The following is a 23,884-nucleotide window of genomic DNA, read 5'->3' on the forward strand; positions in this document are numbered from 1 at the left end:
GCGCTCACGGCGGCGCGCGTTGGAGGAGCGAGAAGCGATGGTCGATGTTCGCATGCCACAGCTCGGCGAGAGCGTGCTCGAGGGGACCGTCTCGAGGTGGCTCGTGCGCGAGGGCGATTTCGTCAAGCGCGAGCAGCCGCTGCTCGAGGTTGCGACCGACAAGGCAGACACGGAGATCCCGGCGCCGACCGCCGGTCGCGTCACGCGGATCGCGGCGGCCGAGGGATCCGTCGTCGCCAAGGAGGGTCTGCTCTGCCAGATCGACGAGGCGGCGGAGGCGCAGGGCGCAGCGGAGCAGCGCCCGCAGGCCGCGGCCGCGGCCAGCTCCCCGGCGCCCGCGCCCGCGCCGGCGCCCGCGCCCGCGCCGGGCAGCAACGGGCATGACGAGAGCGCCCGCCCGCTGTCGAGCCCGTCGACGAAGAAGCTGGCGCTCGAGGCGGGCGTCGATCTGCGCGGCGTGCAGGGGACCGGCGAGCACGGTCGGATCACCCGCGACGACGTGATGCGCGCGGCGCACGGCGCGGCGGCCGAGCCGGCGCCGGCGCCGCAGGCGAGCGCGGCGCCCTCGCCGGGGATCGCCGCGAGCCAGGCGGCCGAGCTGTCGCAGCTCATCCAGTCGAGCGGCGGGTTCGTGCCGCCGGTGCCCGGCGTCGGGTACGGCGCGTACAAGGTGCCGCCCTACACGCCCAAGCCGGGCGACAAGGTGGTGCCCTTCAGCCGCCGCCGCCGCATCACGGCCGACCACATGGTCTATTCCAAGGTGACCTCGCCGCACGTGGTGACGGTCGCCGAGGTCGACCTGCACGAGACGTCGAAGCTGCGCGACGCGCACAAGGACGAGTTCAAGAAGGCGGGTGTGTCGCTGACGTTCCTGTCCTTCATCTGCGCCGCGGCCGTCCGCGCGCTGCGCGAGCACCCGGAGTTCAACGCGCGCGTGCTCGAGAACTCGTACGTGGTGCTGCGCGACGTCAACCTCGGCGTGGCGGTGGACACGCCCGGCGGCCTCATCGTCCCGAGCATCAAGCACGCGGACGAGCTGTCGCTGCGCGGCATCGCGCGGAGCATCGACGAGCTGGCCGGGCGGGCGAAGTCGGGCAAGATCACCGCCGACGACCTGGCGAACACGACCTTCACGGTCTCCAACCCCGGCCTCAAGGGCAACCTGTTCGGCGGCGCGATCATCTCACAGCCGAACGTCGGCATCCTGAGGATGGGGGAGATCAAGAAGCGCGTCGTGGTGGTCACGAAGGACAAGGAGGACTCGATCGCGATCCATCCGGTCATGTTCCTCGCGCTGTCGTACGACCACCGCATCATCGACGGGGTGCTGGCGAACTCGTTCCTCTGGCGGGTCACCGACATCCTTTCACGCGGGGAGTTCGAGGTATGAGCGTGAAGAACGACGTGCAGGGCCTGCGGCCGCTGAGCGAGGTCGATCCGGAGATCGCCGAGCTGATCCGCCTGGAGGAGCGCCGCGAGGCGGACACGCTCCGGCTGATCGCCAGCGAGAACTACGTGTCTCGGGCGGTGCTCGAGGCGACCGGCTCGGTGCTGACGAACAAGTACTCCGAGGGCTACCCGCACAAGCGGTATTACGAGGGCCAGCAGCAGATCGACGTGGTCGAGGAGCTCGCGCGCACGCGGGTGGCCAAGCTGTTCGGGGCCGACCACGTGAACGTGCAGCCCTACTCCGGGAGCCCGGCCAACCTCGCCGTCTACCTCGCGTTCGCGCAGGCGAACGACACGATCATGGGCCTCGGCCTGCCCGCGGGCGGGCACCTGACCCACGGCTGGTCGGTGAGCATCACGGGGAAGTACTTCAAGAGCGTCCCGTACGGGGTGCGCGAGAGCGATCACCGCATCGACCTGGACCAGGTGCGCGATCTGGCGCGCGCCCACCGGCCGAAGCTCATCTGGTGCGGGACGACGGCGTACCCGCGCACGATCGACTTCGCCGCGTTCCGGTCGATCGCCGACGAGGTCGGGGCGATCCTGGCGGCGGACATCGCGCACATCGCGGGGCTCGTGGCCGGCGGGGCGCACCCGTCGCCGGTGGGCATCGCCGACGTGGTGACGTCGACGACGCACAAGACGTTCCGGGGCCCGCGCGGCGCGATGATCCTCTGCAAGAAGGAGCACGCGAGCGCGATCGACAAGGCGGTGTTCCCGGGCCTCCAGGGCGGGCCGCACAACCACACGACCGCGGCCATCGCGGTCGCGGCGAAGGAGGCCTCGGAGGACGGGTTCCGGGCCTACGCGAAGCAGATCGTGCAGAACGCGCAGGCGCTCGGGCGCGCGCTGGAGTCGCGCGGCTTCCGGCTCATCACCGGCGGGACCGACAACCACCTCCTGCTCATCGACATGACCCCGAAGGGGATCGGCGGGAAGCCCTACGCGCAGGCGCTCGATCGCGCGGGCATCGTGGCCAACTACAACTCGATCCCGTTCGACCCGCGCAAGCCGTTCGATCCGTCGGGGCTCCGCATCGGCACGCCGGCGGTGACGTCGCGCGGCATGGGCGTCGCCGAGATGGAGCGCCTGGCGGCGTGGATGGATGACGTGGCGCAGAACGTCAACGACGAGGCGCGCATCGCGCGCATCGCCGCCGAGGTCGCGGAGCTCTGCCGCGGCTTCCCGGCGCCCGGGATCCGCGTCTAACACCCAGCGCCGACCGACGGAGCGAGCCCCCGAGGACGCCCGGAGAGAGATCTCCCGGCGTCCTCGGCGCTTTCGCGCGTCGCTTCACGGCGAGCTCCCGAGGACGCCCGAGAGAGATCTCCCGGCGTCCTCGGCGCTTTCGCGCGTCACTTCACGTAGAGCTGCGCGGCGGCCACGCCCGAGCCGGCGGTGGCCTTGACGATGTACTTGGCGTTGATGCCCACGGGCAGCGACCAGCGGTAGCAATTGCCCCGGCCGCCGAGCGCGGCGTTGGCGCCGGTCAGGTTGTCCTGCGCCAGCACCGACGAGCCCATCGGGATGGGGGTCAGCGCGACGAGGCTGATGTCGAGCTCGGTGATCCCTGCGCCGACGCCGAGGATCGTGTAGCACTTGCCGGGCATCAGCTGGATCTGCTGCTCAAGGGTCTGCCCGGCGCTGAACTGGCCCGCGATCGGCCCGCCCTCCTTCGTCATGCCCGGCGCCTCGGTGGCCGCGAGGTTGTTCAGCGGGATGGTCGCGGCAGAGGCGAAGTTCGGGTCGACCGGCGACGCGCTGCCGGAGCTGCTCCCGCTGCCGCTCGGCGCGGGCTGCTGGCCGCCGGTCTGCTGGCCGCCGGTCTGGCCAGGGAACGGGAACGGCCACGGGAAGCCGCCGGGCTGCGTCGAGGCCGTCGGGGCGGGCTGCGTCGGCGCCGGCTGCGTGGGGGCGGGCTGCGTCGGCGCCGGCTGCTGGTACCCGGGCGGCGGCTGCTGGTAGCCGGGCTGCTGATACCCGGGTTGCTGATACCCCGGCTGCTGATAGCCGGGCTGCTGGTACCCAGGCTGCTGGTAGCCGGGCTGCTGGTAGTAGCCGGGCGGGGGCTGGTTCGCGTAGCTCGGCGGTGGGGAGGCCTCTCGCTGTTGACAACCAGCAGCGAGGGCGGCGGTGAGGACCATGGCTGGCAGGACGCCCAACGTACGGAGCAAAAGAACCTCCTCGAATTCCGGCAGAACGCCGCGTTCAATCTCACTGACGGGCTCGCGACGCAACCGATCGCTCGCGGGAGCGCCGCGGAGCGGGCCCCGAGGCCCGATCCACCGGGCTTCAGGGCCGTTCGCCGGATGTGGCTTTGGACGGGTCACGCCCCGGCTTTCATCGCGCCCGTCCGGCGGATTCATGCTGTTTCTGCCATGATTTCCAGCGTCACCGCCGCCGGGCTCGGCTGGCCGAGGAGCAAAAAGTGAGGTAGCCTACGTCATGACCGACCAAGGCTCCCGCGCGAAGCTCGATCGTCCCGGAGAGTTTTCGCGGTGGTTCCTGGAACGAGAGATGCTGGCGAGCGCCGGCATGGGGATCGCGGCCGACAGGGCGCGGCTGCACCTCGGGCGCGCGGTTACCTTCCTGGAGCAGGGGATGCTGCGCGAGTCGCTGGTGGAGGCGAACTCGGCCGCGTACCTCGACCACGCGATCCGGCCCGAGGCGCTCCTCGTCGCGCGCATGTGCATCCTGCGCGAGCTCGTGGGCGGGTCCGGCTGAGCGGCGCGCGAGCGGGGCCGCCGCCGCGGGCGCGCCTGCGCTGGCCCGCCCGGGCGAAGGCGCCTCGCTCGTAGCCCCCGGCCTCCTTCGGGTGTATGAGCGCCCGCGAGCGCAGCTGTCCGAACGAGGAGCCGCGGCGTGCGGCAGGGCGTGCGCGAGGAGGCCGCAGATGACGGTGACGGGTAGGTCGTTGGGTTCAGCAGTGCTCTTGGCTCTCGCGGCGGCAGCGCTGGGCTGCGGCGGCGGCAGCAAGGAGTCGGAGTTCGCGGACGAGCCCCCGGACGCGGGGGCGCTGCCGCCCCCGCAGCCGACGGTGTCCGCCCCGCCCCCGGACGCCGGCCTGCCCCCGGTCGCGGTGCCCACGGCGGCGCCCTGCGATGGAGTCCAGTCGCTGGCGATGACCACCATGTTCCAGGGCCGCGCCTCCGGCGAGGCGCCGAAGATGCAGCCGGAGGGGGCGCCGGTGTGCAACGTGGTCCCCGAGGGGCAGACGGCCTCGGGGCAGACCTTCATGCTCCAACCGGGCTATTGCTACACGTTCCTGGCGCAGGCGCTCCCCACCGTCACCGAGGTCGATCTCCAGCTGGAGCTCGACCTCAACGCCGGAGGCCAGCCGGGGCTCGCCGCGCTCAACCTGAAACCGGTGCTCGCGGTCGACTCGGACACCGGCCCGACTGCCGCCATCGGCGCCAAGCAGAGCTGCTACCAATGGCCGTTCCCCCTGCCGGCGACGGTGAAGCTGGTCGTCAAAGCGCGCACCGGCTCGGGTCCGGTGGCGGCGCAGGCCTACAGCCGCAAGAAATGACGCACGCCGCGGCGTGACGGCGCGGGCGGCGCTGGCCGCCTCGCGCCCCCGGCCCGGGAGCCGGCGTCCGGCCGGCGCGCGGCCGACGGCGCGCGGGAGGCCTCGCCTCACGCCACGGGCCCGAAAGGGCCGGCGCGGGGCCATGGAGCAAGAACGGCCACGTCGCCGTGGCCGCCCTGCGCTCCGCTGGGAGATCCTGTTGCCTAGAGGAGCGCGTCCTTGATGGCCTTGATCGGCCGAGCGCGGACCGACTTGCTCGCCGGCTTCGCGGCGAAGGTCATCGGCTGCTTGGTAAACGGGTTGATCCCCTGGCGCGCCTTCGTCGCAGGGCGCTTGACCACCCGGAACTTCGCAAAGCCGGGGAGCGTGAACACGCCCGACTTCTTCAGCTCGCGATGACCGATCGTGATGAGGGACTCGAGAACGTTCTTCACCTGCTTGCGGCTCAGCTCATCACCGGCAGCTTCGGTGATGGCCTGGATCAGGCCGCTCTTGCTCAACGTCTTCTTCGCGCCGCCCCCGGCCGTCTTCTTAGTTGCCATGGCACTCTCCTCGGACATGAGCTCGCGCGCGACACCTCGCCGCGCACAGCCTTAGTGAACCTTACACACGACTCAGGACAAAAAAAGACAAAAATGCGGGGAGAAATCGCGATTTCTGAGAGCGGGCATCGCGCGGACCCCTGAAAGGCCGCGCCGGAGCGGCGCGCCAGCGGGGGAACGCGCCGCCGGGAGGGCCCGCGGCGCGGCGCCGCCGCGGGCCGGAGAGGCACCCCAAAGCCGCAAAATACCGCTGGAATCGGGCGCGCCGGCGCCCCCGGCGCGCCGCCTCGGGCGGCCGCGAGGGCGGCCGCCGCGACCGGGGCATACCTGACGAGACGCGCGGGAGGGGGGTTTAGCCGGCGCGCAGCTCGTCGAGGAGCGCCCGGGCCGCCTCGAGCGACCCGTCCTCGGAGACGGACTTGTCGAGCATCAGGCGCGCTTTGCGGCGATCGCCGGCGGCGAGCGCCATCGCGCCGAGGTGGTAATAGGCGAGCGCGCGCGCGGCGAGCGTGGTGCCGCCCTCGCCGGGCTCGGGGGCAATCTTCATCAGGGTGACCGCGCGGTAAGCGCGCGCGGCGATGTCCTGCTCCCCCAGCCCGAGCGCGCTCTCGCCGAGCGCCATGGCGAGCTCGCCGTTCTGAGGGTCGTTCTCGAGCGCCCTCGAGAGCGCCGTGAGCGATTCGCGCGGATTCCCCTCGGCGTCCTCGATCCGCGCGAGGCGGTGGTAGACGGCGCCGAGGAGCCGCGAGCGGCGCCCCTTGCTGGCGACGATGAGCTCCGAGGTGACCGCGCGCGCCTCCTTGGGGCTGCCCGCGGCCGTCAGCGCGTCCACGAGCAGGAGGGCGACCTCCTGATCCTCCGGGCGGAGGGAGCGCGCCTCCCGGAGCACCGGGGCCGCCTGCGCCGCGTCGCCGACCTCGAGGAGCAGGCGGCCGGCCTTGACGAGGAGCGCGAAGCGGCCAGCCACGTCGGAGGCGGCCGCGGCCTCCTCCAGCGTGATGGCGGCGAGCTCGCGGCTCGCGCCGATCTCGGCGTAGAGCGCGCGTAGGCGCTCGCGGATCTCGGCGTTGCCGGGCGCGGCGCGGCGCGCGCGCTCGAGCCCGCCGCGGGCGTCGCTCAGGTGGCCGGCGCGCGCGCAGGCGCCGGCCAGGCGGAGCGCGGTGGCGACGAGGGCGTCGCCCTCCTCGAGCGCGATGAGCCTCCGGTAGACGGCGCTCGCGGCGTCCCACCGCTCGGCCGATTCTTCGAGGCCGGCGAGCGCCTTGAGCGCCGCGCGATCCTTGGAGTCGGCGTGGAGCAGGTCGCCGAGGTGGGCGCGCGCGCGCTCGAGATCGCCCGAGCGCGCGAGGATCTCGGCGAGGCGCAGCCGGAGCGCGCGGGGCGAGGCGGCCCCCGCCGCGTCGGGCGCGGGCTCGGACGGCGCGGGCTCGGCCTCGGCGGGCCGCGCCGCCGCGCGCGCGAGCGCCCGCTCGAGTTCGGCGACGAGCTCGCGCGCGTACTCGGCGCCGCCGAGCGCGTAGGCGCGCTCGAGATCGGCGAGCGCGCGGTCGCCCTGCCCGAGCGCCCCGTGGACCTCGGCCCGCGCGCGGTAGAGCCACGGGTCGTCCGGGCTCGCCTCGAGCGTCGCCGTGAGCGCGCGGGCCGCGCGGGCGTGGTCGGAGGACGCGCCGCACGCGTCGATGAGCGCGAGCAGGACGTCGCGGTCGCCGGGGGCGACGCCGAGGGCGCGCTCGAGGAGCTCGGCCGCGGCCGCGGCGTCGCCCGCGCGGTCGCGGAGGATCTCGGCGGCGCGGCAGAGCGACGCGACGCGCGCCTCGTCGGCGCCGGCGACGCGCGCCGTGAGGACGTGCAGCTCGGCGAGCGCGTGCCAGGCCTCGCGGGCCGCGTAGCGCGACGCGAGCTCCTCGCGGAGCCGATCGCTCGCGGGGCAGACCGCGTAGCCGGCCTTGAGGGCGGCCTCGGCGACGGCGTCGTCGCCGCGCGCGCCGTGCAGCTCCGAGAGCTCGAGCGCGATCTGCGCCGCCTCGTCGCCCTGCTCGATGCGCAGGAGCTTCTCGAGCGCGTCGACGAGATCGTCCGCGCTGTCGCGCTTGCGGCTGAGGCGCACGAGGGCGCGCAGGACGTCGCGGTTCGTGGCGTCCCAGTCGACGGCCCCGAGGTAGACGTCGCGCGCGCCGCGATCGTCGCCGCGCTGCTCGAGGAGGGCGCCGAGGCGCATCGAGATCGACGCGATCGAGGCCACGTCCGCGCGGTCCTTCGCGGCGTCGAGCTGCAGCGCGAAGAGCTCGCCGAGCTCCTCGGTGCGGCCGGCCTCCTCGAGCATGGTGGCGAGGAGGATGGCGGCCTCCACCTGGGTCGGGTCCTCGTCGAGGATGTCGCGGAGCAGGAGCGCCGCCTGCGCCGGCGACTCCCGCGCGAGGAGGCGCGCGCGCTCCAGGCGCAGCGCGCAGCGCTCGGAGAGGTCGTCGACGAGGGGGACGGTCTCCTCGAGCAGCGTCGAGAGGCGCGCGGCGTCGCCGCTCCGGCGGTACACGCCGGCGAGGGGCATCCAGATCTCGCGCTCGGCGGGCTCGCGGGCGCGGAGCTCCTCGTAGAGGCGCGCGGCGCGGGCGAGGTCGTCGAGCGGGCCCGCGGCGAGCTCCGCGGCGTGCAGGAGCAGCGCGCGCTCGTCCTCGGGCGCCGAGGCGCGCGCGGCGCGCTCGCAGAGCCACGCGGCGGCCGCGAGATCGCCGGCCTCCTCGCGCAGCTCGGCCAGGGCGACGAGCGCCCAGGCGGCGCCGGGCGGGTCGGACGAGGGCGCCGCGCCGGCGCCGACGATGCGCAGCAGGATCGACTCGGCCAGCTCGCGGTCGCCGAGCGCGCGGGCGGTGCGGACCGCCTCTTCGAGGACGCCCGGGCCCTCGATCTCGGCGAGCAAGAGCAGCGCGTCCACGAGGGCGCGCGGGCGCCCGCTCTGCCGGGCGAGGCGCTCGAAGAGGCGGATCGCGCGCGGGTTCCTCGGATCCGCGCGGAGCGCGTCGCGCAGGATCGCCTCGGCGCGGTCCGGATCGGCGGAGAGCTCGAGCGCCTCCTCGAGGAGGGAGATCGCCGGATCGACCTCGGCCGGGTCCGAGGCGAGCAGCGCGGCCAGGCGGTACCGCGGCTCGGCGCGATCCGGGCGGCCCGCGGGGGCCGCGTGCGCGCCCTCGGCGCGCGCGTCGTCGGGGCGCGCGTCGTCGGCGCGCGCGATGCGCTTGCGGAGGACGTCGGCCTGCGCCAGGCGGTCGCCGAGGCGGTCGTAGATCGCCTCCAGGGAGCGCCACAGCTGATCGAGGTCAGCGCCCGCCTCGCGCCCGGTCGACGGCGCGCCGGCCGCGATCTTCGCCTCGGCGCGGCGGTAGACGGCCGCGGCGCGCTCGAGGCCGTCGGGCGCGAGCTCGAGGGCGCGGGCGAAGCGGAGCAGGAGCGCGACCTCGTACGGCTCGGAGGCCGCCCGCGCGCAGAGCCGCTCGACGAGCTCGAGGTACCGGTGCGTCTGGCCGAGCCGGCGCGCGAGCTCGAGGGCGGCGTCGTGGGCGGGGCCGGCGCCCGGCGCGAGATCCAGGGCGCGCAGGCGGGCCGCGAGCGCTGGCTCCGGGCGATCGAGCGGGCCCTCGTAGAGCGACGCGAGCTCGCCGAGCGCGGCGGCGGCGTCCTCGGCGGGCTCGAGGGCGGGGCCGGCGAGCCGCGCCTCGAGCGCGCGGGCGAGCAGGTCGTGGCGCCCGCGGGCGCGCAGCGCGGCGAGGAGCTTCTCGTGCTCGGCGTCGCTCTCGCGCGCCGCCTCGAAGGCGGACTCGACGTACTCGACCTCGCGATCGGGCGCGCCCTGCCGCCGCGCGATCTCGCCGAGCGCGAGGAGGACCTCGGCCCGGCTGAACGAGGTCGACGTCGGCAGGGCCACGCTGGAGCGCGTCGGCGGCATCGTGCTGCGCCGCGCGCCGGCGAACCCCTCGCCGCCCTCGTCGCGGGGCCGGCGCGCGACGAGCAGCAGCGCGCGGTAGGCGCGGTGCGCGCGCTCGAGCTGGCCGTCCTCGAGGGCGAGGCCGGCGAGGCCGTGGAGCGCGTCGGGGTGCGCGGGATCGACGCGCAGCGCGAGGTCGAACTCGGCCATCGCGCGGGCGCGGTCGCCCGCGGCGAGCGCGACGCGGGCGAGCTCGTAGTGGACGAACGCGCGCTCCTTCGGGCGGCGGCTGCCGAAGTCGGCGACGATCGCGCGCAGGGCCGCGGTCGCGTCGTCGGTCCTGCCCGCGGCGGAGAGGGCGCGGCTCCGCGCGAGGCGCAGCGAGAGGTCGTCGGGGACGAGGACGATGGCCTCGTCGAACAGCGGGATCGCGGCGGCGGGCGCGCTCGCGCGCGCGAGGTAGAGATCCGCGGCCTCGCGGAGGAGCGAGAGCCGGGCCTGCGCCTCGTCGGCGCGCGCGGCGTCGCCGGCGATGAGCTCGGCCAGCGCGCCCCACGCGCCCGACGCGCGGTAGAGGTACGCGAGCCGCTCGCGGAGCGGCGCGGGCTGGGCGGCGCGGGGCACCGCGCGCTCGAGGGAGGCGCGGGCGCGGTCGGGCTCGCCGGCGGCGAGGTACGCGTCCGCGAGGCGCAGCGCGGCCTGGTGCAGCTCCTCGGGCGGCGCGCCCGCGCAGAGCCGCTCGAGCGCCTCGGCGGCCGCCACGTGCTCGCCGCGGCGCGCGAGCAGCCGGGCGAGGGCGTCGAGCGCCTCGACCGAGCCGATCTCCGCGGCGCGGCCGTAGCTCGCGATCGCGCGCTCGGGCTCGTTGAGCTCGTGCTCGGCGAGGGACGCCGCCTGGAGCCAGAGCTCGGCCGCCGCCGGCCCGACGCCCTCCGCCTCGCGCGCGGACGCCTGCTCCTCGCGGAGCAGCATGAGCTCGCGGTGCAGCCCGCCCGCCTCGAGCAGCGCGGCGAGCTTGTCGATCGACGGGGCGTGCTCCGGGCGCTCGGCGAGGTTCTTGCGGAGCAGCGCGATCGCGTCGGCGGCGCGCGGGGTCTCCGCGAGCAGCTCCGCGGCGTCGTACCGGAGCGCGACGCGGCGCTCGGCGTCGCCCGAGACCTCGATCTGCCGCTCGCGCAGGCGCACGAGCTCCTCGTGCCGGGAGGCCCTCCGGAGGAGCGCCGCGAGGCTCTCGCCGACCGGCTCGTCCGCCGGATCGTCGCCGAAGAGCCCGCTGTAGAGGGCGATCGCCTCCTCGGGCTCCGCCGCCTCGGCCGCGATCCGCAGGAGCCGGCGCTGCTCGCTCGACGCGAGCGGGAGCGCGGCGCCGCGCCGGCAGAGCGCGACGATCTGCGGCCTTTCGCCGGCGTCCGCGAGCATGGCGACGAGCGCGTCGATCGCCCAGAGCGCGGCGCGCGACGGGGGCCACGCGCCGGGGACCGGCGGCTGCCCCTCCTCGTCGCCGAGGCGCCGCACGGCGATCTCGAGGAGCTCCGCGGCGATGTCGCGGGCCCGGACGGCGTCGCCCGCGCCGCGCGCGGTCTCGACGGCCTCGCGGTAGAGGGCGAGGTCGTGCCCGGTCGCCGCCGCGAGCCGGAGCAGGGTCGGGACGAGCGAGGGGCCGCGCCGGTGCCGCAGGAGCTCCGCGAGATCGAGCAGGATGGCGCTGTTCGTGGGGTCGTGGAGGAGCGCCCGCTCGAACGCGCGCTCGGCCGCGTCGGCGTCGGCGCGCGCGTCGCGGTGCCAGCGGCCGACGCGGAAGGTGAGGTCGCGGAGCGTGGCAGGCGGCACGTCGCCGCGGCGCTCGAGCTCGGGGAGCGCGTCGGCGATCGTGTGCCAGCGGCCCGCGAGATCGGCGAGCCGCAGGAGGCCCTCGGGCTGCCCTTCGCCGGGGGACAGGAGGAACGCGCGGAAGGCGATCTCGAAGGCGCCCTCCCGGTCGCCCCCGCGCTCCTCGAGCAGCGCCGCGGAGGCCTTCAGGATGGCGACCCGCTCGGCGTCCGTCTCGGCCGCGGCGAGCCGCGGCTCGAGCAGCGCGACCTCGGCGCGCCAGTCGTCCGCGGCGGCGCAGATCTCGAGCAGCGCGCCCACCGCCGCGACCAGCGCGCCGCGGTGCTCGGCCGACGCCGGATCGATGCGGCGGAGCAGCTCTTCGAGCCCCGCGCGCGCCGTGGCCGACCCGCGCGCGGCCCCCTCGCCACCCTCGCCGCCCTCGCCGCCCGCGGCCCGCTCGGCCTCGTGCGCGCGGCGGTAGCCCTCGACGGCGCGCTCCCACGCGAGCGTGCGATCGCGGTGCGCGTCGCCGAGGCGCCGGAAGAGCTCCGCGCTGCGCGCCGCGCCGGCCCCGCCGGGGAGCGCGCGGGCCGCGGACGCCTCGACCTCGAGCAGCGCGACGAGGTCGGCCCAGCGCTCGGCGCGCGTGTAGAGCGCGGCGAGCGCGTCCCCGCTCTCGGGATCGGGCGCGAGCTCCTCGCGGATGCGGCGCCAGGTGGCGATCGCCTGCTCGGCGTCGCCGAGCTCGCGCTCGAAGAGCCGCGCGACCCGCCCGAGATCGCGCCGGCCGCCCGCGCCGCCGCGCACGGCCGCGCGGCGCTCCAGCACGGCCGTGAGCTCCCGGTAGCGCCCGCCCTCCTCGAGGATGGCGGCGAGCCCGTCGAGCGCCTCGAGGTCCTGCCGGTCGTCGGTGAGGCGCGCCGAGTACGCGGCGATCGCCCGCGCCTCGTCGCGGAGCCGCGACGCGGCGAGCCGCGCGAGCTCGCCGAGGGCCTCGCGCCGCGCCGCCGGGTCGGCCTCGAGCGCGGCGAGCGTGTCGAGCACGTCGCACCGCTCGGCGACGTGGTCGCCCTCGGCGAAGAGCCGGTCGAGCGCGCGCGCGGCGTCGCGCGCCGCCGCGGCGTCGCCGTGGCGCTCGGCCAGCGAGAAGAGCCGGCGGAAGAGCGCGATCGCGCCGTCCGCGTCGCCGAGCCGGTCGCGGCGGAGTAGCGCGGCGTCGCGGACGAGCGCGAGCGCCTGCTGCGGGCCTTCGGCGCGCGGCTCGGCCGCGGCGAGGACCTCGGCGAGCCGGTCGTGCCGGCCGAGCCGCTCGGCGAGCTCCGCGAGCTCGGCGCGATCGCCGGGGTCCGACGGCCTGAGCTCGATGAGCTCGGCGAGCCGCGCGAACGCGCCCGGCTCGTCGCCGAGGGCGTCGCGGCGGAGCCGCACGATCTCGCGCAGGAGCGCCGGGCGGTCGTCCACGTCGGCGCCCTCGAGCTGGACCTCCAGCACGCGCACGAGGTCCTCCGGCCGCCCCTCCTCGCGGTAATGCCGCGCGAGCAGGACCGCCGACCGCTGCCGCGCCGCGCGCGCGGCGAGCGCGCCCGCATCGCCGGCGGGCGCCTGCTCGGGCGGGATCGCCGCGAGGATGCGCTCGAGCAGCGCGAAGGCGGCGCGGGGCGCGCCGGGCGCGCGGGACGAGAGCCACGCGTCGAGGAGCTGCTCGATCGCGGGGAGCGCCGACGCGGCGTCGCCGACCCCCTCGATCCAGAGGAGCGCGATGCGCTCGCGGAGCCGCTCCGCGGCCTCGCCGGAGAGCCTCGGCAGCTCGGCCGTCAGGAGATCGATGAGCGGCCGGTGCCTGCCGTGCCGCTCGTAGAGCCGCTCGAGCGCGGCGCGGGTGCGCGCGTCGTCCTGGAGCGGCAGGAGCTGCTCGAGGTAGCGCATCGTGCGCTCGCCGTCGCCCGCGAGGTCGCGCGCCACGGCCGCGGCGTCCTCCAGGAGGAAGATGCGCTCGTCGGGCGCCGAGGTGCGCTCGAGCATCGCGTCGTAGAGCGCGAAGAGGTCCTCCCAGCGCTCGGCCGCGTTGTAGGCGAGCTTCAGCCGCTCGAAGCCCCACAGCGAGCCCGGCACGAGCTCCACGAGCCGGCGGAGCAGCGCGAGGGCCGCCTCCGGCGCGTCGAACCACTCCTCGTGGTGCTCGACGGCCCGCCGGCCGATCTCCTCGACGACGTCGGGCGGGAGCGCCGCGCCCGCCTCGCCGAGCGCCGCGGCGTGCGCGGCCGCGACGCGCTCGGGCTGCTTCGCCCGGCGGCCGAGCTCCTCGAGCCGATCCCAGAGGTCGAGCTCGCCGGGCAGCTCGGAGACCGCGCGCAGGGCGACCTCGAGGCCCCGCGCCGCGTCTCCCTCGTGGAGATCCAGCAGGCGCTCGAACCAGCCGCGGCGGACGGCGGCGCGCTGCGCGGACGCGAGGCTGCCCCCGTCGAGCGCGCCGCGCGGCGCGCCCGGCGCGGCGCTCGCCTCGGACGGCGGGCGAGGCGCGGGCGCGCTCGCGAGCAGCGCCTCGAGCAGCGCGACGCGCGCCTCGAGGTCGTCGAGCGCGTCGCACGCCCGCTCGAGCAAGAGCGCGGCGCGCGCCTGCGTCTCGGGCCGCCCCAGCGCGCGCTCCGCGATCTCGAGCACCGCGGGCTCGATGGTCCCGGCCTCGATCGCGGGCGCGACCGCGTCGAGCGCCTCCGCTGGCCGATCCAGCCGATCGAGCAGGAGCGTCGCGAGCTCGACGTCGAGCGCCACGCGCGCGCTGCCCTCGCTGCGATCGCGGCGCATCGCGAGCACCTCCGCCGCGCCCTCGTCGTCGCCGAGCTCGGCGAGGAGGCGCCCCCGCGCCGCGAGAGCGTCGTCGTTCTCGGGATCCGCCTCGAGCAGCCGGGCGTAGAGCGCCGCGGCCGCCGCGCGCTCGCCGATCTCCTCCTCCCACGCGGCCCACGCGGCGAGCGCCCTCCGGCGCTCGTCCTCGCGCGCGCGCTCCACGAGGAGCGTGAAGAGCCAGCGCCGGTCCACGCGGCGCGCGAGCGTGTCCGGGCTCTGCGCGAGGAAGGCGCGGAACGCCTCCAGCGCGGCGGGGTCGAGCGCGCCCTGCGCGGCGTCGCCGCCCTCGGGCGGCGAGAGCAGCCGCCGGTAGACGGACGCGGCCTCGTCCTGCCGGTCGGGATCGGCGGCGAGCACCCGCGCGAGCGCGGCGTCGATCGCGCGGCGCCGCGCCGCGGCCGGCTTGCCGGCGGGCGCGCTCCGCTCCCCTTCGGTCCCCTCCCCCTCGCCGCCGATGCGATCGCGGAGCTCGAGCGCGGCGTCGACGAAGCGCGCCGTCGCGCGCGCCCGGATCGCCGCGTCCTCGAGGGCCGCGAGCGCGGCGAGCGCCTCGTCGTCGCCCTCCGCGGTGTCGAGCAGGACCTCGCAGACGGCCGCGAGCCGATCCCAGGCCCCCTGCCCGCGGTAGAGCGCGGCGAGGCGGCCGGCGGCGTCGCGGTGCTTCGGCGCGACGGAGAGCACGCGCTCGTAGAGCTTCTGCGCCCGCTCCGGATCCGCGAGCGGCCCCTCGGCGAGCGCGGCGGCGCGCAGCCAGGCCGCCACCGCGGCGTCGAGATCGCCCGGGGCGGCGTCCGCGCCGGACGCGCCGCCGATCCCGAACGCCGCGAGCTCGCCGAGCCGCTCCAGCCAGAGCGCCTCGTCCTGCGGATCGCCCGAGGCGGCGACCCGCCGCTCGAGGACCTCGCGGAGCAGCGCCGCGTCGCCGGCGGACAGCGCGAGCGCCTCCATCGCGGAGAGCGCCGCGTCGGAGAGCGCCGCGCCGCCCGACAGGATCGCGCGGTAGTGCGCGACCGCGCTCGGCACCTTCCCGCCCTTCGCCGCCGCCTCGGCCATGCGCAGCTCGCGCCCGACGCGCTCGTCGGGCGGGGCGCTCGGGAGCCGCTCGGCCAGCGCGTCGTAGAGCGCGTCCCACGCGCCGCCCGCCGCGTACGTCTCCAGGAGCGCCTCGTACGCCGCGTCGTCGCCCGGGTCGTCCTCGATCGCCGCGCGGTACGTCTCGGCCGCCCCGGCGAGGTCGCCGACGTCGCGGCGCTGGATCGTGCCGATCGCGTGCAGGAGCTCGCGCCGCCGCGCGGGCGTGCACGGCTGCGCGAGCGCCTCGCGGTAGAGGGCGAGCCGCTCCTCGGGGCTGCCCTGCTCGCGCAGGAGCGCGTCCACGCGGGCGATGAGCTCGCGCGACGACGGCTCGAAGGCGAGCGCCCGCCGGTAGAGCGCGAGCGCCTGCGTCACGTCGCCGCTCGCGAGCAGCGCCTCGCCCGCCCGCCGCGCGAGGTGCGACAGCGGCGCGCTGTCGACCGCGCGATCCCCGAGCGCGCCGGCGAGCGTCGGCGCGCGCCGCGCGGACTCGCTGCCGTGCTCGGTCAGCCGCTCGACCTCGGCGACCCACCGGGCGACGCGCTCGGGCGCGGACGCGGTCGCGATCGAGAGCCCGCGCGCCAAAAGGTCGAGCGCCTTCTTCGGATCCCGGAGCTCGCGCTCCGCGACCGCGGCCGCCTCCTCGAGCGCCGCGAGCCGGCCCGACACGTCGGCCGGCGCCGGCGCGGCCGCGCCCGGGGCCCACGCGACGGGCGCGATCTCCGCCCGGGTCTCGAGCACGCGCACGAGGAGCTGCGCCGCGCCCTCCCCGCGCGCGATCGGCTCCAGCACCGCGCACGCCGCGAGCCGCTGATCGTCGGTCAGGACGAGGTGGGCGCTCTGCCGCGACGGGGTGGGCTCCGCGCCGCCGGCGCCGCTCGCCGGGGGCGGGCCGAGCATCTTCTCGACCGCGATCCGGCTCGGCCGATCCGTCGGATCGAGCGCGAGCGCCTCGCGGTAGGCAGCGATCGCGCCGGCCGGATCGTCGAGCCGGGCCATGCGGATCGCGCCGATGCGAGCGAGGACCGAGGCGCGCTCCTGCCCGGCCGCGAGCTCGGCCTCGGCCTCGAGGAGCGCCTCGAGCTCGGCCCAGCGCCGCTCCTGCTCGAGGAGCGGGATGAGCCGCGCGTGCGCCTCGCGCGACGGCCCGAACGCCGCGAGGTAGCGGCGCCAGGCGGCGATGGCGGCCGGCAGGTCGGCGAGCCGGGTGCGCAGCTCGGCCGCCCGGAAGGCGAGGTCCCGCGCCGCGCGGCGGTTCGGCTCGGCCTCGGCGCGCCGCTCGAGGACCCACGCGAGCCCCTCGTGCGCGGCCGTGGCCTCGTACAGCCGCTCGAGCGCGGCGAGGGCGCGCGCCTCGCGCGAGGAGCCCGGCTCCGCGAGCCTGCGGTAGGCCGCGATCGCGCCCGCCGGGTCGTTGAGCTCCTCCTCGTAGAGGCGCGCGAGCCGCTCCGCCGCGGCCTCGCGCGCCTCGGCCTCGGTCTCGGCCTCGGCGAGCCGCTCGAGCGCGCCGGCGAGCCCGCGCGGGTCGCGCTCGCGCTCGCAGAGCTTCGCGAGCCCGCGGGCCGCGCGCCGCACGGCCGCGGCGTCGGGCTCGCCGTCGAGCGCCTGCTGGAACGCCGCGCGCGCCTTCCGGCCGTCCCCGAGGCCCTCGTACAGCTCGCCGAGCTCGGCGGCGATGTGCGCCCGGAGCGGCTTGTCCTTGGCGGCGGACGCCGCGCGCACGAGCACGCGCGCCGCGTCGGCCCGGCGGTCGAGCACCGACGCGAGCTGGAGGAAGCGGTCGCGCACGGCCTCGTCCGAGGGGTCGACCGCGAGGATCTGCTCCGACAGCGAGAACGCCGCCGCGAGGTCGCCGAGCCGCTGGAACTGCAGCTCGACGAGCCGCTTCTGCACCTCGACGCGGCGCGGCCCGCGGAGGTTCTCGATCTGGAGGGCCATCATCCGCGCCGCTTCCTGCGGCCTCCCGCGGCGCGCGTGGGCGGCCTCGAGCGCCGCGGCGGCGCGCACGACGGCGGTCTTGCGCCCGAGCAGGGCCTCCGCGGCGCGGTAGGCGGCCTCGTGGCTCGGGTTCAGCGCGAGCACCTCCTCGACGTGCGGCAGGGCCCGCTCGATCTCCTTGAGCGGGCCGCTGTAGAGGTCGATGAGCCGCGCGCGGATCGCAAGCGCATCGGCGGGGGGCGGCTCCGTGGTGAGCGCCGGCTCGAGCATCCTCGCGATCTCCTGGAGCCGCCCGGCGCGCGCGTAGCGCTCCTCGAGCGCCCAGCGCGCCGAGGCGTCGCCGGGGTCGATCCGGAGGATCTGCTGGAGCAGCTTGACCGCGCGCTCCTCCTCTTTCCCGCTGACCTCGACGAGCGCGAAGGCGCGGCGGAGCAGCGCGAGCTGCTCCGCGCGCTCCGGGCGGTAGCCCGCGGCGAGGGCGTAGAGGTCCGCGAGCTTCGGCGGCTCGTTCGCCTCGACGAGGATGCGCTCGAGGCGCAGGAAGGCCTCCTGATGCGAGGGCAGGACGGAGAGCGCGCGCTCGAGGTAGGGGCGAGCGCCGCCGGGGTCGCCGAAGAAATCGGCGAGGAACTCGGCGGCGTGGACGAGGACCTCGGCCTGGGCGGCCTGCGGGAGCATCCCGAAGCGCCGCTCGCTGGCGAAGCGCTCGTACGCGAACGCGAGCTCGGAGAACCGGTCGTGGCGCGCAGCGGACTCGTGGAGCTTCGCCCACAGCTCGGGGTGCGGGCTCCCCTTCGCCGCGGCGGCCACGAGCACGTCGAGCGCGGCCGCTTCGTTGTCGATCCCCTGCTCGAGCGCGGCTTCGAGGTTGTCGATGCGGAGAGAGACGCGCGCGCCCTTCGTGTCCTGCTGCATGTTGGATCCGGACCTCGGCTGGCGATGGGGCAGCAGGCCGGCGTGCCGGCTGCCCTCGAACCTGCGCCCGCAGTGCGCTGCGGAGCGTCGCCCAAGGTAACAGGAGCGTTTCCCAAATGGGCTCAGCGATCGGGGGCCCGGCGCGGCCGGGGCGGGCTCGGCCGCCGGGGCGGCGCTGCGCGGCGCGCGGCGACGGCGGAGGAGAATGGCCCGGGCAGAGGCGCTGAGATGCGGTGAGGCGGGTGGCGTCGCCCGCGCCCGACGCCGTCGGGCGCCGCGGGCCAGGCGCCTGCGCGCCAGCCCCTCGTCGGCGCGGCCTGAAGCGCTCCGCCAGCGGGCGCGCTCGGGGTGGTGCGCTGTCCGCTCATCGGCGCTCGGGTAGGCGCATCGCCTCCGTCTTGCCACGTCGGGCGCCGGCGCGGCCCGGGCGAACGGCGCTCGCCCGTCGCCCAGCGTTGCTGGTTGCGTCGGTGTCGCCCGCCCGACTCCCTCCTTCGACAGCCTCTCACCCTCGTGGCCGGGCAATCGCTGTCTGCGATCCCGGACAGCCGCCGATCGCCGGGCGGCGAGTTGTGATAGTGCTCGTCCTTCCCGGGGGGGAGAAAGACAGCGCCATGTCGGAGTCGAAGCTCGCCGCGCCGCAGATGGTCATCGATAGCCGGATGCTCTACTCGAGCTGGATACCCGCCGATCCGGACGCCGCGGCGGCGCTCTTGCCGAGCGGCCTCACGCCGGCCGAGAACAGGGCCATCTACATGAATCAGTACGTGGTCGACAAGCCGGAGCAGACGTCCGGCTTCGGAGCGTATTCGCTCACCTACCTCGGGCTCGACCTCGCGGGTCACACCACGCCGGACGGCGCGAGCCCGGCCCGCTTCTTCACGCATTACTTCAACTCGTCCGACGCGGTGCGCCGGTATGTGAGCGAGCGCGGCGTGCCGGCGTCGCCCGGGTCGACCACGCTGGAGCTGCACGGCAAGGAGCTCGTGGCGACGACCTCGGTGGACGGCGTGCCGATCATCCGGACGCGGGCGCACGTCGGCAACAAGATCGGCGTGGTCGCGCGCGGCCACCTCACCTACGTGACGAAGATCGGAGATCGCCTCTTCGCCGGCAACTACCCCTACATCGCGGACATGGCCGACCCGTACGAGCTCCTGTCGGTCGAGTTCCTCGCGAAGGATCACCCGGTGTATGCGCTCCGGCCCGGGAGCCCGATCCAGGTGGTGAAGAGCGCCTCGTGGTACTCGCCCCGCGACTCGTTCGTGTATCCGGGCGGCGAGCGCGAGCTCGTCTGACGGCCGGCGCCCCGGGCCTCTCCCGGGCCCGGAGCGCGCCCCCCGGCGTCTCCCTCTCCCTGTCCACGGGAGGTCTCCACGGGCCTGCCGTCTCCGTGGAACCAGGGACGAACTCGGGCGACGCGCCGCTCGGCCGCGTCCGGTACAGCGATCCAGAAGAAGAGCGCCAAGGACGCCAGGAGAGCCCAGAAGTTCTCTTCTTGGCGTCCTTGGCGCCTCGGCGGTTCATCTTCTTCTCCTCCGGGTCCCAGGGCGCCGTCCGCGGTGATCGGAGGCTCTCCAGCGGGCGAGGAGCCCTGTGCCCATCCTGCCCGCCCGGCCAGCGCGGCGCGGAGGACAGCGCTGGAGGGTGGAGCTCATGGGATATCGTCAGAGCGACCGAGCAGGAAGTCGGGAAGCTCGGAAGACGAATGAATCCCTTGGCCGCCCCGCCCCGCCCCGCCGGGCGCGCGCGGTCCCATCGTGCACAACGAGGCCGCCGGTACGTGGGTTGCTCCCGAGCCCCACCGCGGCCGAGGCGGCCGCTCGTACAAGGGAGAGAACGAATGAACCGACTGATTCGATTCGGAGCACTCTCGGCCTTCCTGTCGCTCGTCCTCTGGGGCGGCAAGGACGTGGTGGCCGCTCCGATACCCGCCGATGTGAGCAGCAAGCACCTCAAGGACCTCACGACCGCCGACGTCGAGTCCACGTGCCAGTCGCTCGCGCCGAGCCTCGAGCTCTCCAAGCAGGATACCTGCGAGTTCGTCGGCATGCTGTGGTCCACGGTCGGGCAGGCGTGCGAGGCGGTGATGCAGAAATGCATGTCCGAGACCCAGCAGCCGCGGGCGGACGAGGCCGCGGCCCCCCCGGCGCCCCCGGCGAGCTGCCTGCCGCCGGCCGACGCCCGCGCGGGCTGCACCGCGACCGTGGCCGAGTACCAGGCGTGTCTGCTCGCGCACGTCGCGAAGGTCCGGGCGCTCACGTGCGCTTCCCCGGTGAGCGCACTGGAGACGACCATCCCGGAGTGCGATCTCATCGTGCAGAAGTGCCCGGATATCGACGGCTCCGACGAGGGAGACGGCCAGGGCGCCGCTCAGCCCTGACGCCATCGCGCGGAACGCCTCGCGGGCCGCCGCGCGGCCCCTGATGTGCCGACGGACCAGACGCCGCAGACCCTGAAATCCGGCGGCGTCGACGCCGTCGTCGCCTGGCAGCCCAACAGCGGACAGGCGCTGCGCGAGCTGCCGGGCTCGACCGCGATCTTCACCAGCGCGGACGTGCTGGGCATCATCTACGACGTCCTCGCCGTGAGCCCGAAGAGCCTCGCCGAGCGCCGCGCCGACTGGGGCGGGGTCGTGCGGGTATGGGACCGCATCGCCCGGTTCATCAAGGACGAAAGGAACCTCGATCGGGCTCGGGGACGCGCCGAAGATCGTGGCCCGACCCAGGTTCGACGCGCACGCGGCTTCGGCGCGCCCACCAATCCAGGGTGGCCTTCAGCCGTCGAGGTGGACCGGCCCGGGCAGGGCGCGGTACCTCGGTCGAGTATACTGTCATGATGCGCTCTCCTGATCTCGAGCGCTGGGAGGCTCTCATGGAGATGAAAGGCAAGGTCGCCCTCGTCACAGGCGCGAACGGGTTCGTTGGACACTACGTCGTGAAGCGCCTGCTCGAGGAGGGCCTGCGGGTCCGCGCCCTGGTGCGGCGGCCCGACGCGCGCGCGGAGCTCGAGAGCATGGGCGCCGAGACGGTGCTCGGCGAGATGACGGAGCAGCGCGCCCGGGAGGAGGCGGTGCGCGGTGCGCAGGTCGTGGTGCATTGCGCCGCGTCGCTCTCGTCGGATCTGCACGAGGCCCGGCGGGTGAACGTGGAGGCCACCGCGGCGCTCGCCGAGGCCGCGCGGGTCGCCGGCTGCGAGCGCTTCGTGCACATCTCCACGATCGCCGCGTATCAGCTCAGGAACCGGGGGGGCGTGCTCGACGAGGCCGCGCCGCTGAACGCCGAGGGCGACGCCTATGGGGCGAGCAAGGCCGAAGGGGAGCGAGCGCTGTCCGAGGTGGCGGCCCGCGGCCTCCCGACGGTCGTCTTCCGCCCCGCGGTCATCTTCGGCGTACATCCCACGTCATTCTGGGGCAGCCGCCTCCCCAAGGTCGTCGCGGCCGGCCAGTTCCCGCTGGTGGACGGCGGCGAGACCACGATGGGCTATCTCCATATCAGCAGCCTGGTCGAGGCCGTGGTCCGCTCCCTGCGCATCGATGAGGCGGTCGGGCAGGCGTTCAACATCGTCGACGGCCACTTTCGCTTGCGCGACTACACAAGCTTCTTCAGCGCCGACCCGCCGCCCGCTGCCCTGGCGGAGCAGGTGCCTGCGTTCATGAGCTTCCGGGGGAGCTTCTCGACCGAGAAGGCCCAGCGCGTGCTGGGCCTCGTCCCGCGAGATAGCTTTGCGTCGAGCATGGCAGAGATCACCGGAGCGCTTTCGCAGCGATAGGCGCGAGCCCCGGCCTCCACGCGCCGGGCGTGCGCGCGCTCCTCGGCGCGGCGGCGAGCCCGTGAGGGGGCCGCGCGCGGACGTGCCGCCGGCGCGCTCACGCGCCGGCGCAAACGAGCCAGGCTTCTCTCGGGAGGATCCGTCCTGTCGCTGGACGGGCGCGCTGATGCCCGAGCTCATCTTCTGGTACGCTCCGGGCACGCTCGTCATGACCCAGCACGTCGGTATCGTCGGCTGCTCCTCCGAGGGCGCGGCGCTCTGCTATCGGACCCTCTGCGCGGAAGGCGCAGCGCTCCTCGGCCCGCACGCCCACCCCGAGGTCTCGATGCACACGCCCTCGCTCGCCGAGTACATGAAGCACATCGACCGCGGCGACTGGGAGGGCGTGGGGGAGCTGATGCTCGCCTCGGCGAACAAGCTCGCGAGCATCGGCGCCGACTTCCTGATCTGCCCGGACAACACCATCCACCAGGCGCTGCGTTACGTCGAGCCGCGGTCGCCGCTGCCCTGGCTGCACATCGCCGAGGTCGTCGCGGAACAGGCCGCCCTGCGCGGGCTCCGGCGCGTCGGTTTGACCGGGACGCGCTGGCTCGTCGAGAGCGAGATCTATCCGGAGAAGCTCGCGGCGCTCGGACTCGAGTGGGTGCGCCCGAGCGCCGCCGAGCGCGAGGAGATGAGCCGCATCATCATGGAGGAGCTGGTGTACGGCGTCTTCAGGCCCGAGGCGATCGCTTGCTTTCAGCGGATCATCGGGCGGATGAGCGCGGAGGGCTGCGACGCCGTCGTGCTCGGCTGCACCGAGATCCCGCTCATCATGAGCGACGCGAACTCTCCGCTGCCGACGCTCGACTCCACACGACTGCTCGCGCGGGCAGCGCTGCGCCGGGCGGCGGACGGCGCGGCCGCGCCGGCGTGAGTCGGCTCCCTCGGTCGCGAGCAGCGGCGCGTCAGCCCGACAGGTCGAGCTCGAAGAGCGGGAGCAGCCGGCCAGGGATGCTGGCCGAGCGCCGCTCGCCCACGCGCCGCGCGCCGCAGGCCTCGTAGAACCGCGCCGCATTCGGGTCGCTCTGGATCACGAGGACGCGATACCCGCGCCGCCGCGCTTCCTCACGCGCGTGCGACAGGAGCGCGCGACCGAGGCTGCGTCCGATCTCCGCCGGCTCGACGAAGAGGTGGCCCAGCTCCACCGCGGTGGAGCTCAGGGCCTCGAGCGTGTAGAACCCGAGCGGCTCGTCTCCGCGCGCGAGGACGAAGGTCGGATGCTGCGCGACGTACGCCGGCGAGATCGAGAGCTCCGCGCGGCACGCCTCGAGGAACTCGGGCGAGTAGCCCCAGTGCGCCTTGGAGCGGAGGGCGAGCGCGCCGAGGAGCTCGGCGTCCTCGGGGCGAGCGGCTCGGATGATGGGGCTGTCATGGTCGTCCATGCACGGCAAGATGGCAGAATCTAACGCAAAGGCGGGTGCGCCGGCGGGACGACGAGAGCTTCCTCCTCGGCGGCTCTTCCTGCGCGCCGCCCAGCAGGCGAACCGTGGAGGAGACAGCGATGCGACGCTGGTGCACGTGAGGCGAGGCCTCCGGGGCGACGTCTCGGAGGACGTGCGGCTCCAGCTTTACGCGATCCATGACGAAAGCCGTACATGGCGCGGCGACTTCCGCACCGGCAGCACTTCGAAACCGAGGCTCGCGCCGGGTGCGCGCTCCTGACGATGGTGCCGCTGTACCTGTGGCCAGGGCTCGTCGTCGTCGCGGCCGCCCAGCGCGCGCAGGGACGCGCCGGCGACGCGCTCGCTACCGCCAGGCACGTCATCGATCACGGTACGGCCGCCGCCGCCTTCGCCTCGAAGGCGGCGCTCGCCCGGCTCATTCACGCCGAGTGCCTCCACGCCCTCGGCGAGCACGCCGCTGCCGCCGCCGCCCTCGACGAGGCCCACCGCCGCCTGCTCGCGCAGGCCGCGCTCATCGACGATCCCGAGCTGCGGCGGAGCTTCCTGGAGGGCGTGCCCGAGCACGCGCGGACCCTCGCCCTCGCCCGCGACGGCCTGGGGTCAGGCCGTTAGAGCGCCTTTTCGCGGGCGACCGAGCACGCGA

Annotated in this window: 14 protein-coding genes; 10 read left to right on the forward strand and 4 right to left on the reverse strand. The window is 75.4% G+C overall.

Features of this window, described 5'->3' with window-relative positions:
* Positions 1–37: 37 nt before the first annotated feature.
* Together WMF33_RS37945 and glyA are read left to right on the forward strand one after the other, a co-directional pair.
* Positions 38–1,390, forward strand: a complete 1,353-nt coding sequence (locus WMF33_RS37945; RefSeq protein ID WP_437333175.1) for a dihydrolipoamide acetyltransferase family protein — start codon at positions 38–40, stop codon at positions 1,388–1,390.
* A complete protein-coding gene (gene glyA, locus WMF33_RS37950) occupies positions 1,387–2,658 on the forward strand; it encodes a serine hydroxymethyltransferase (protein ID WP_020739694.1) in 1,272 nt (423 codons plus the stop codon). The genes WMF33_RS37945 and glyA overlap by 4 nt, the downstream gene beginning before the upstream one ends.
* Positions 2,659–2,804: 146 nt before the next feature.
* On the opposite strand, the gene WMF33_RS37955 is transcribed toward glyA, so the two are convergent.
* Positions 2,805–3,623 (reverse strand): hypothetical protein, encoded by an 819-nt coding sequence (locus tag WMF33_RS37955; protein ID WP_437333176.1) that lies wholly within the window; start codon positions 3,621–3,623, stop codon positions 2,805–2,807.
* A gap of 271 nt (positions 3,624–3,894) precedes the next feature.
* Here WMF33_RS37955 and WMF33_RS37960 point away from each other — a divergent pair, with 271 nt between their 5' ends.
* Positions 3,895–4,173, forward strand: coding sequence for a hypothetical protein (locus tag WMF33_RS37960; RefSeq protein WP_061626740.1), 279 nt, complete (start codon positions 3,895–3,897; stop codon positions 4,171–4,173).
* 202 nt (positions 4,174–4,375) lie between these two features.
* On the forward strand, positions 4,376–4,978 hold the full coding sequence (locus tag WMF33_RS37965) for a hypothetical protein (RefSeq protein WP_020739697.1): 603 nt from the start codon (positions 4,376–4,378) through the stop codon (positions 4,976–4,978).
* 203 nt (positions 4,979–5,181) lie between these two features.
* Here the strand turns inward: WMF33_RS37965 and WMF33_RS37970 are convergent, their stop codons facing one another.
* Both WMF33_RS37970 and WMF33_RS37975 read right to left on the reverse strand, forming a co-directional pair.
* On the reverse strand, positions 5,182–5,520 hold the full coding sequence (locus WMF33_RS37970) for an HU family DNA-binding protein (RefSeq protein WP_020739698.1): 339 nt from the start codon (positions 5,518–5,520) through the stop codon (positions 5,182–5,184).
* Between the two features lie 352 nt (positions 5,521–5,872).
* Positions 5,873–18,025, reverse strand: a complete 12,153-nt coding sequence (locus WMF33_RS37975) for a tetratricopeptide repeat protein (RefSeq protein ID WP_437333177.1) — start codon at positions 18,023–18,025, stop codon at positions 5,873–5,875.
* A 614-nt stretch (positions 18,026–18,639) separates the two neighbouring features.
* Here WMF33_RS37975 and WMF33_RS37980 point away from each other — a divergent pair.
* From WMF33_RS37980 to WMF33_RS38000, 5 genes are all read left to right on the forward strand, one after another.
* Positions 18,640–19,323, forward strand: coding sequence for a hypothetical protein (locus WMF33_RS37980; protein WP_061624576.1), 684 nt, complete (start codon positions 18,640–18,642; stop codon positions 19,321–19,323).
* A gap of 545 nt (positions 19,324–19,868) precedes the next feature.
* Positions 19,869–20,408, forward strand: coding sequence for a hypothetical protein (locus tag WMF33_RS37985; RefSeq protein WP_061624577.1), 540 nt, complete (start codon positions 19,869–19,871; stop codon positions 20,406–20,408).
* A 45-nt stretch (positions 20,409–20,453) separates the two neighbouring features.
* Complete coding sequence (locus WMF33_RS37990; protein ID WP_437333178.1) at positions 20,454–20,864, forward strand: hypothetical protein; 411 nt, start codon at positions 20,454–20,456, stop codon at positions 20,862–20,864.
* Positions 20,864–21,796, forward strand: coding sequence for an NAD-dependent epimerase/dehydratase family protein (locus WMF33_RS37995; protein ID WP_437333179.1), 933 nt, complete (start codon positions 20,864–20,866; stop codon positions 21,794–21,796). Before WMF33_RS37990 ends, WMF33_RS37995 begins: the two co-directional genes overlap by 1 nt.
* Before the next feature lie 208 nt (positions 21,797–22,004).
* Positions 22,005–22,712 carry an aspartate/glutamate racemase family protein gene (locus WMF33_RS38000; protein WP_437339558.1) on the forward strand — a complete coding sequence of 236 codons (708 nt, stop codon included), beginning with the start codon at positions 22,005–22,007 and terminating at the stop codon, positions 22,710–22,712.
* 31 nt (positions 22,713–22,743) lie between these two features.
* Here the strand turns inward: WMF33_RS38000 and WMF33_RS38005 are convergent, their stop codons facing one another.
* Positions 22,744–23,220 (reverse strand): GNAT family N-acetyltransferase, encoded by a 477-nt coding sequence (locus WMF33_RS38005; protein WP_061624595.1) that lies wholly within the window; start codon positions 23,218–23,220, stop codon positions 22,744–22,746.
* 213 nt (positions 23,221–23,433) lie between these two features.
* Here WMF33_RS38005 and WMF33_RS38010 point away from each other — a divergent pair, with 213 nt between their 5' ends.
* Positions 23,434–23,853, forward strand: a complete 420-nt coding sequence (locus WMF33_RS38010; RefSeq protein WP_437333180.1) for a hypothetical protein — start codon at positions 23,434–23,436, stop codon at positions 23,851–23,853.
* The last annotated feature ends 31 nt before the right edge of the window (positions 23,854–23,884 follow it).

The sequence above is a fragment of the Sorangium sp. So ce394 genome (assembly GCF_051474665.1).
Classification (GTDB): Bacteria; Myxococcota_A; Polyangia; order Polyangiales; family Polyangiaceae; genus Sorangium; species Sorangium cellulosum_D.

Bases quoted from the DNA above. Each gene is read 5' to 3' on its own strand.
- WMF33_RS37945 (WP_437333175.1), top strand. From the start codon at position 38: ATGGTCGATGTTCGCATGCCACAGCTCGGCGAGAGCGTGCTCGAGGGG.
- glyA (WP_020739694.1), top strand. From the start codon at position 1,387: ATGAGCGTGAAGAACGACGTGCAGGGCCTGCGGCCGCTGAGCGAGGTC.
- WMF33_RS37960 (WP_061626740.1), top strand. From the start codon at position 3,895: ATGACCGACCAAGGCTCCCGCGCGAAGCTCGATCGTCCCGGAGAGTTT.
- WMF33_RS37970 (WP_020739698.1), bottom strand. From the start codon at position 5,520: ATGGCAACTAAGAAGACGGCCGGGGGCGGCGCGAAGAAGACGTTGAGC.
- WMF33_RS37975 (WP_437333177.1), bottom strand. From the start codon at position 18,025: ATGCAGCAGGACACGAAGGGCGCGCGCGTCTCTCTCCGCATCGACAAC.
- WMF33_RS37980 (WP_061624576.1), top strand. From the start codon at position 18,640: ATGTCGGAGTCGAAGCTCGCCGCGCCGCAGATGGTCATCGATAGCCGG.
- WMF33_RS37985 (WP_061624577.1), top strand. From the start codon at position 19,869: ATGAACCGACTGATTCGATTCGGAGCACTCTCGGCCTTCCTGTCGCTC.
- WMF33_RS37995 (WP_437333179.1), top strand. From the start codon at position 20,864: ATGCGCTCTCCTGATCTCGAGCGCTGGGAGGCTCTCATGGAGATGAAA.
- WMF33_RS38000 (WP_437339558.1), top strand. From the start codon at position 22,005: ATGACCCAGCACGTCGGTATCGTCGGCTGCTCCTCCGAGGGCGCGGCG.
- WMF33_RS38005 (WP_061624595.1), bottom strand. From the start codon at position 23,220: ATGGACGACCATGACAGCCCCATCATCCGAGCCGCTCGCCCCGAGGAC.
- WMF33_RS38010 (WP_437333180.1), top strand. From the start codon at position 23,434: ATGGCGCGGCGACTTCCGCACCGGCAGCACTTCGAAACCGAGGCTCGC.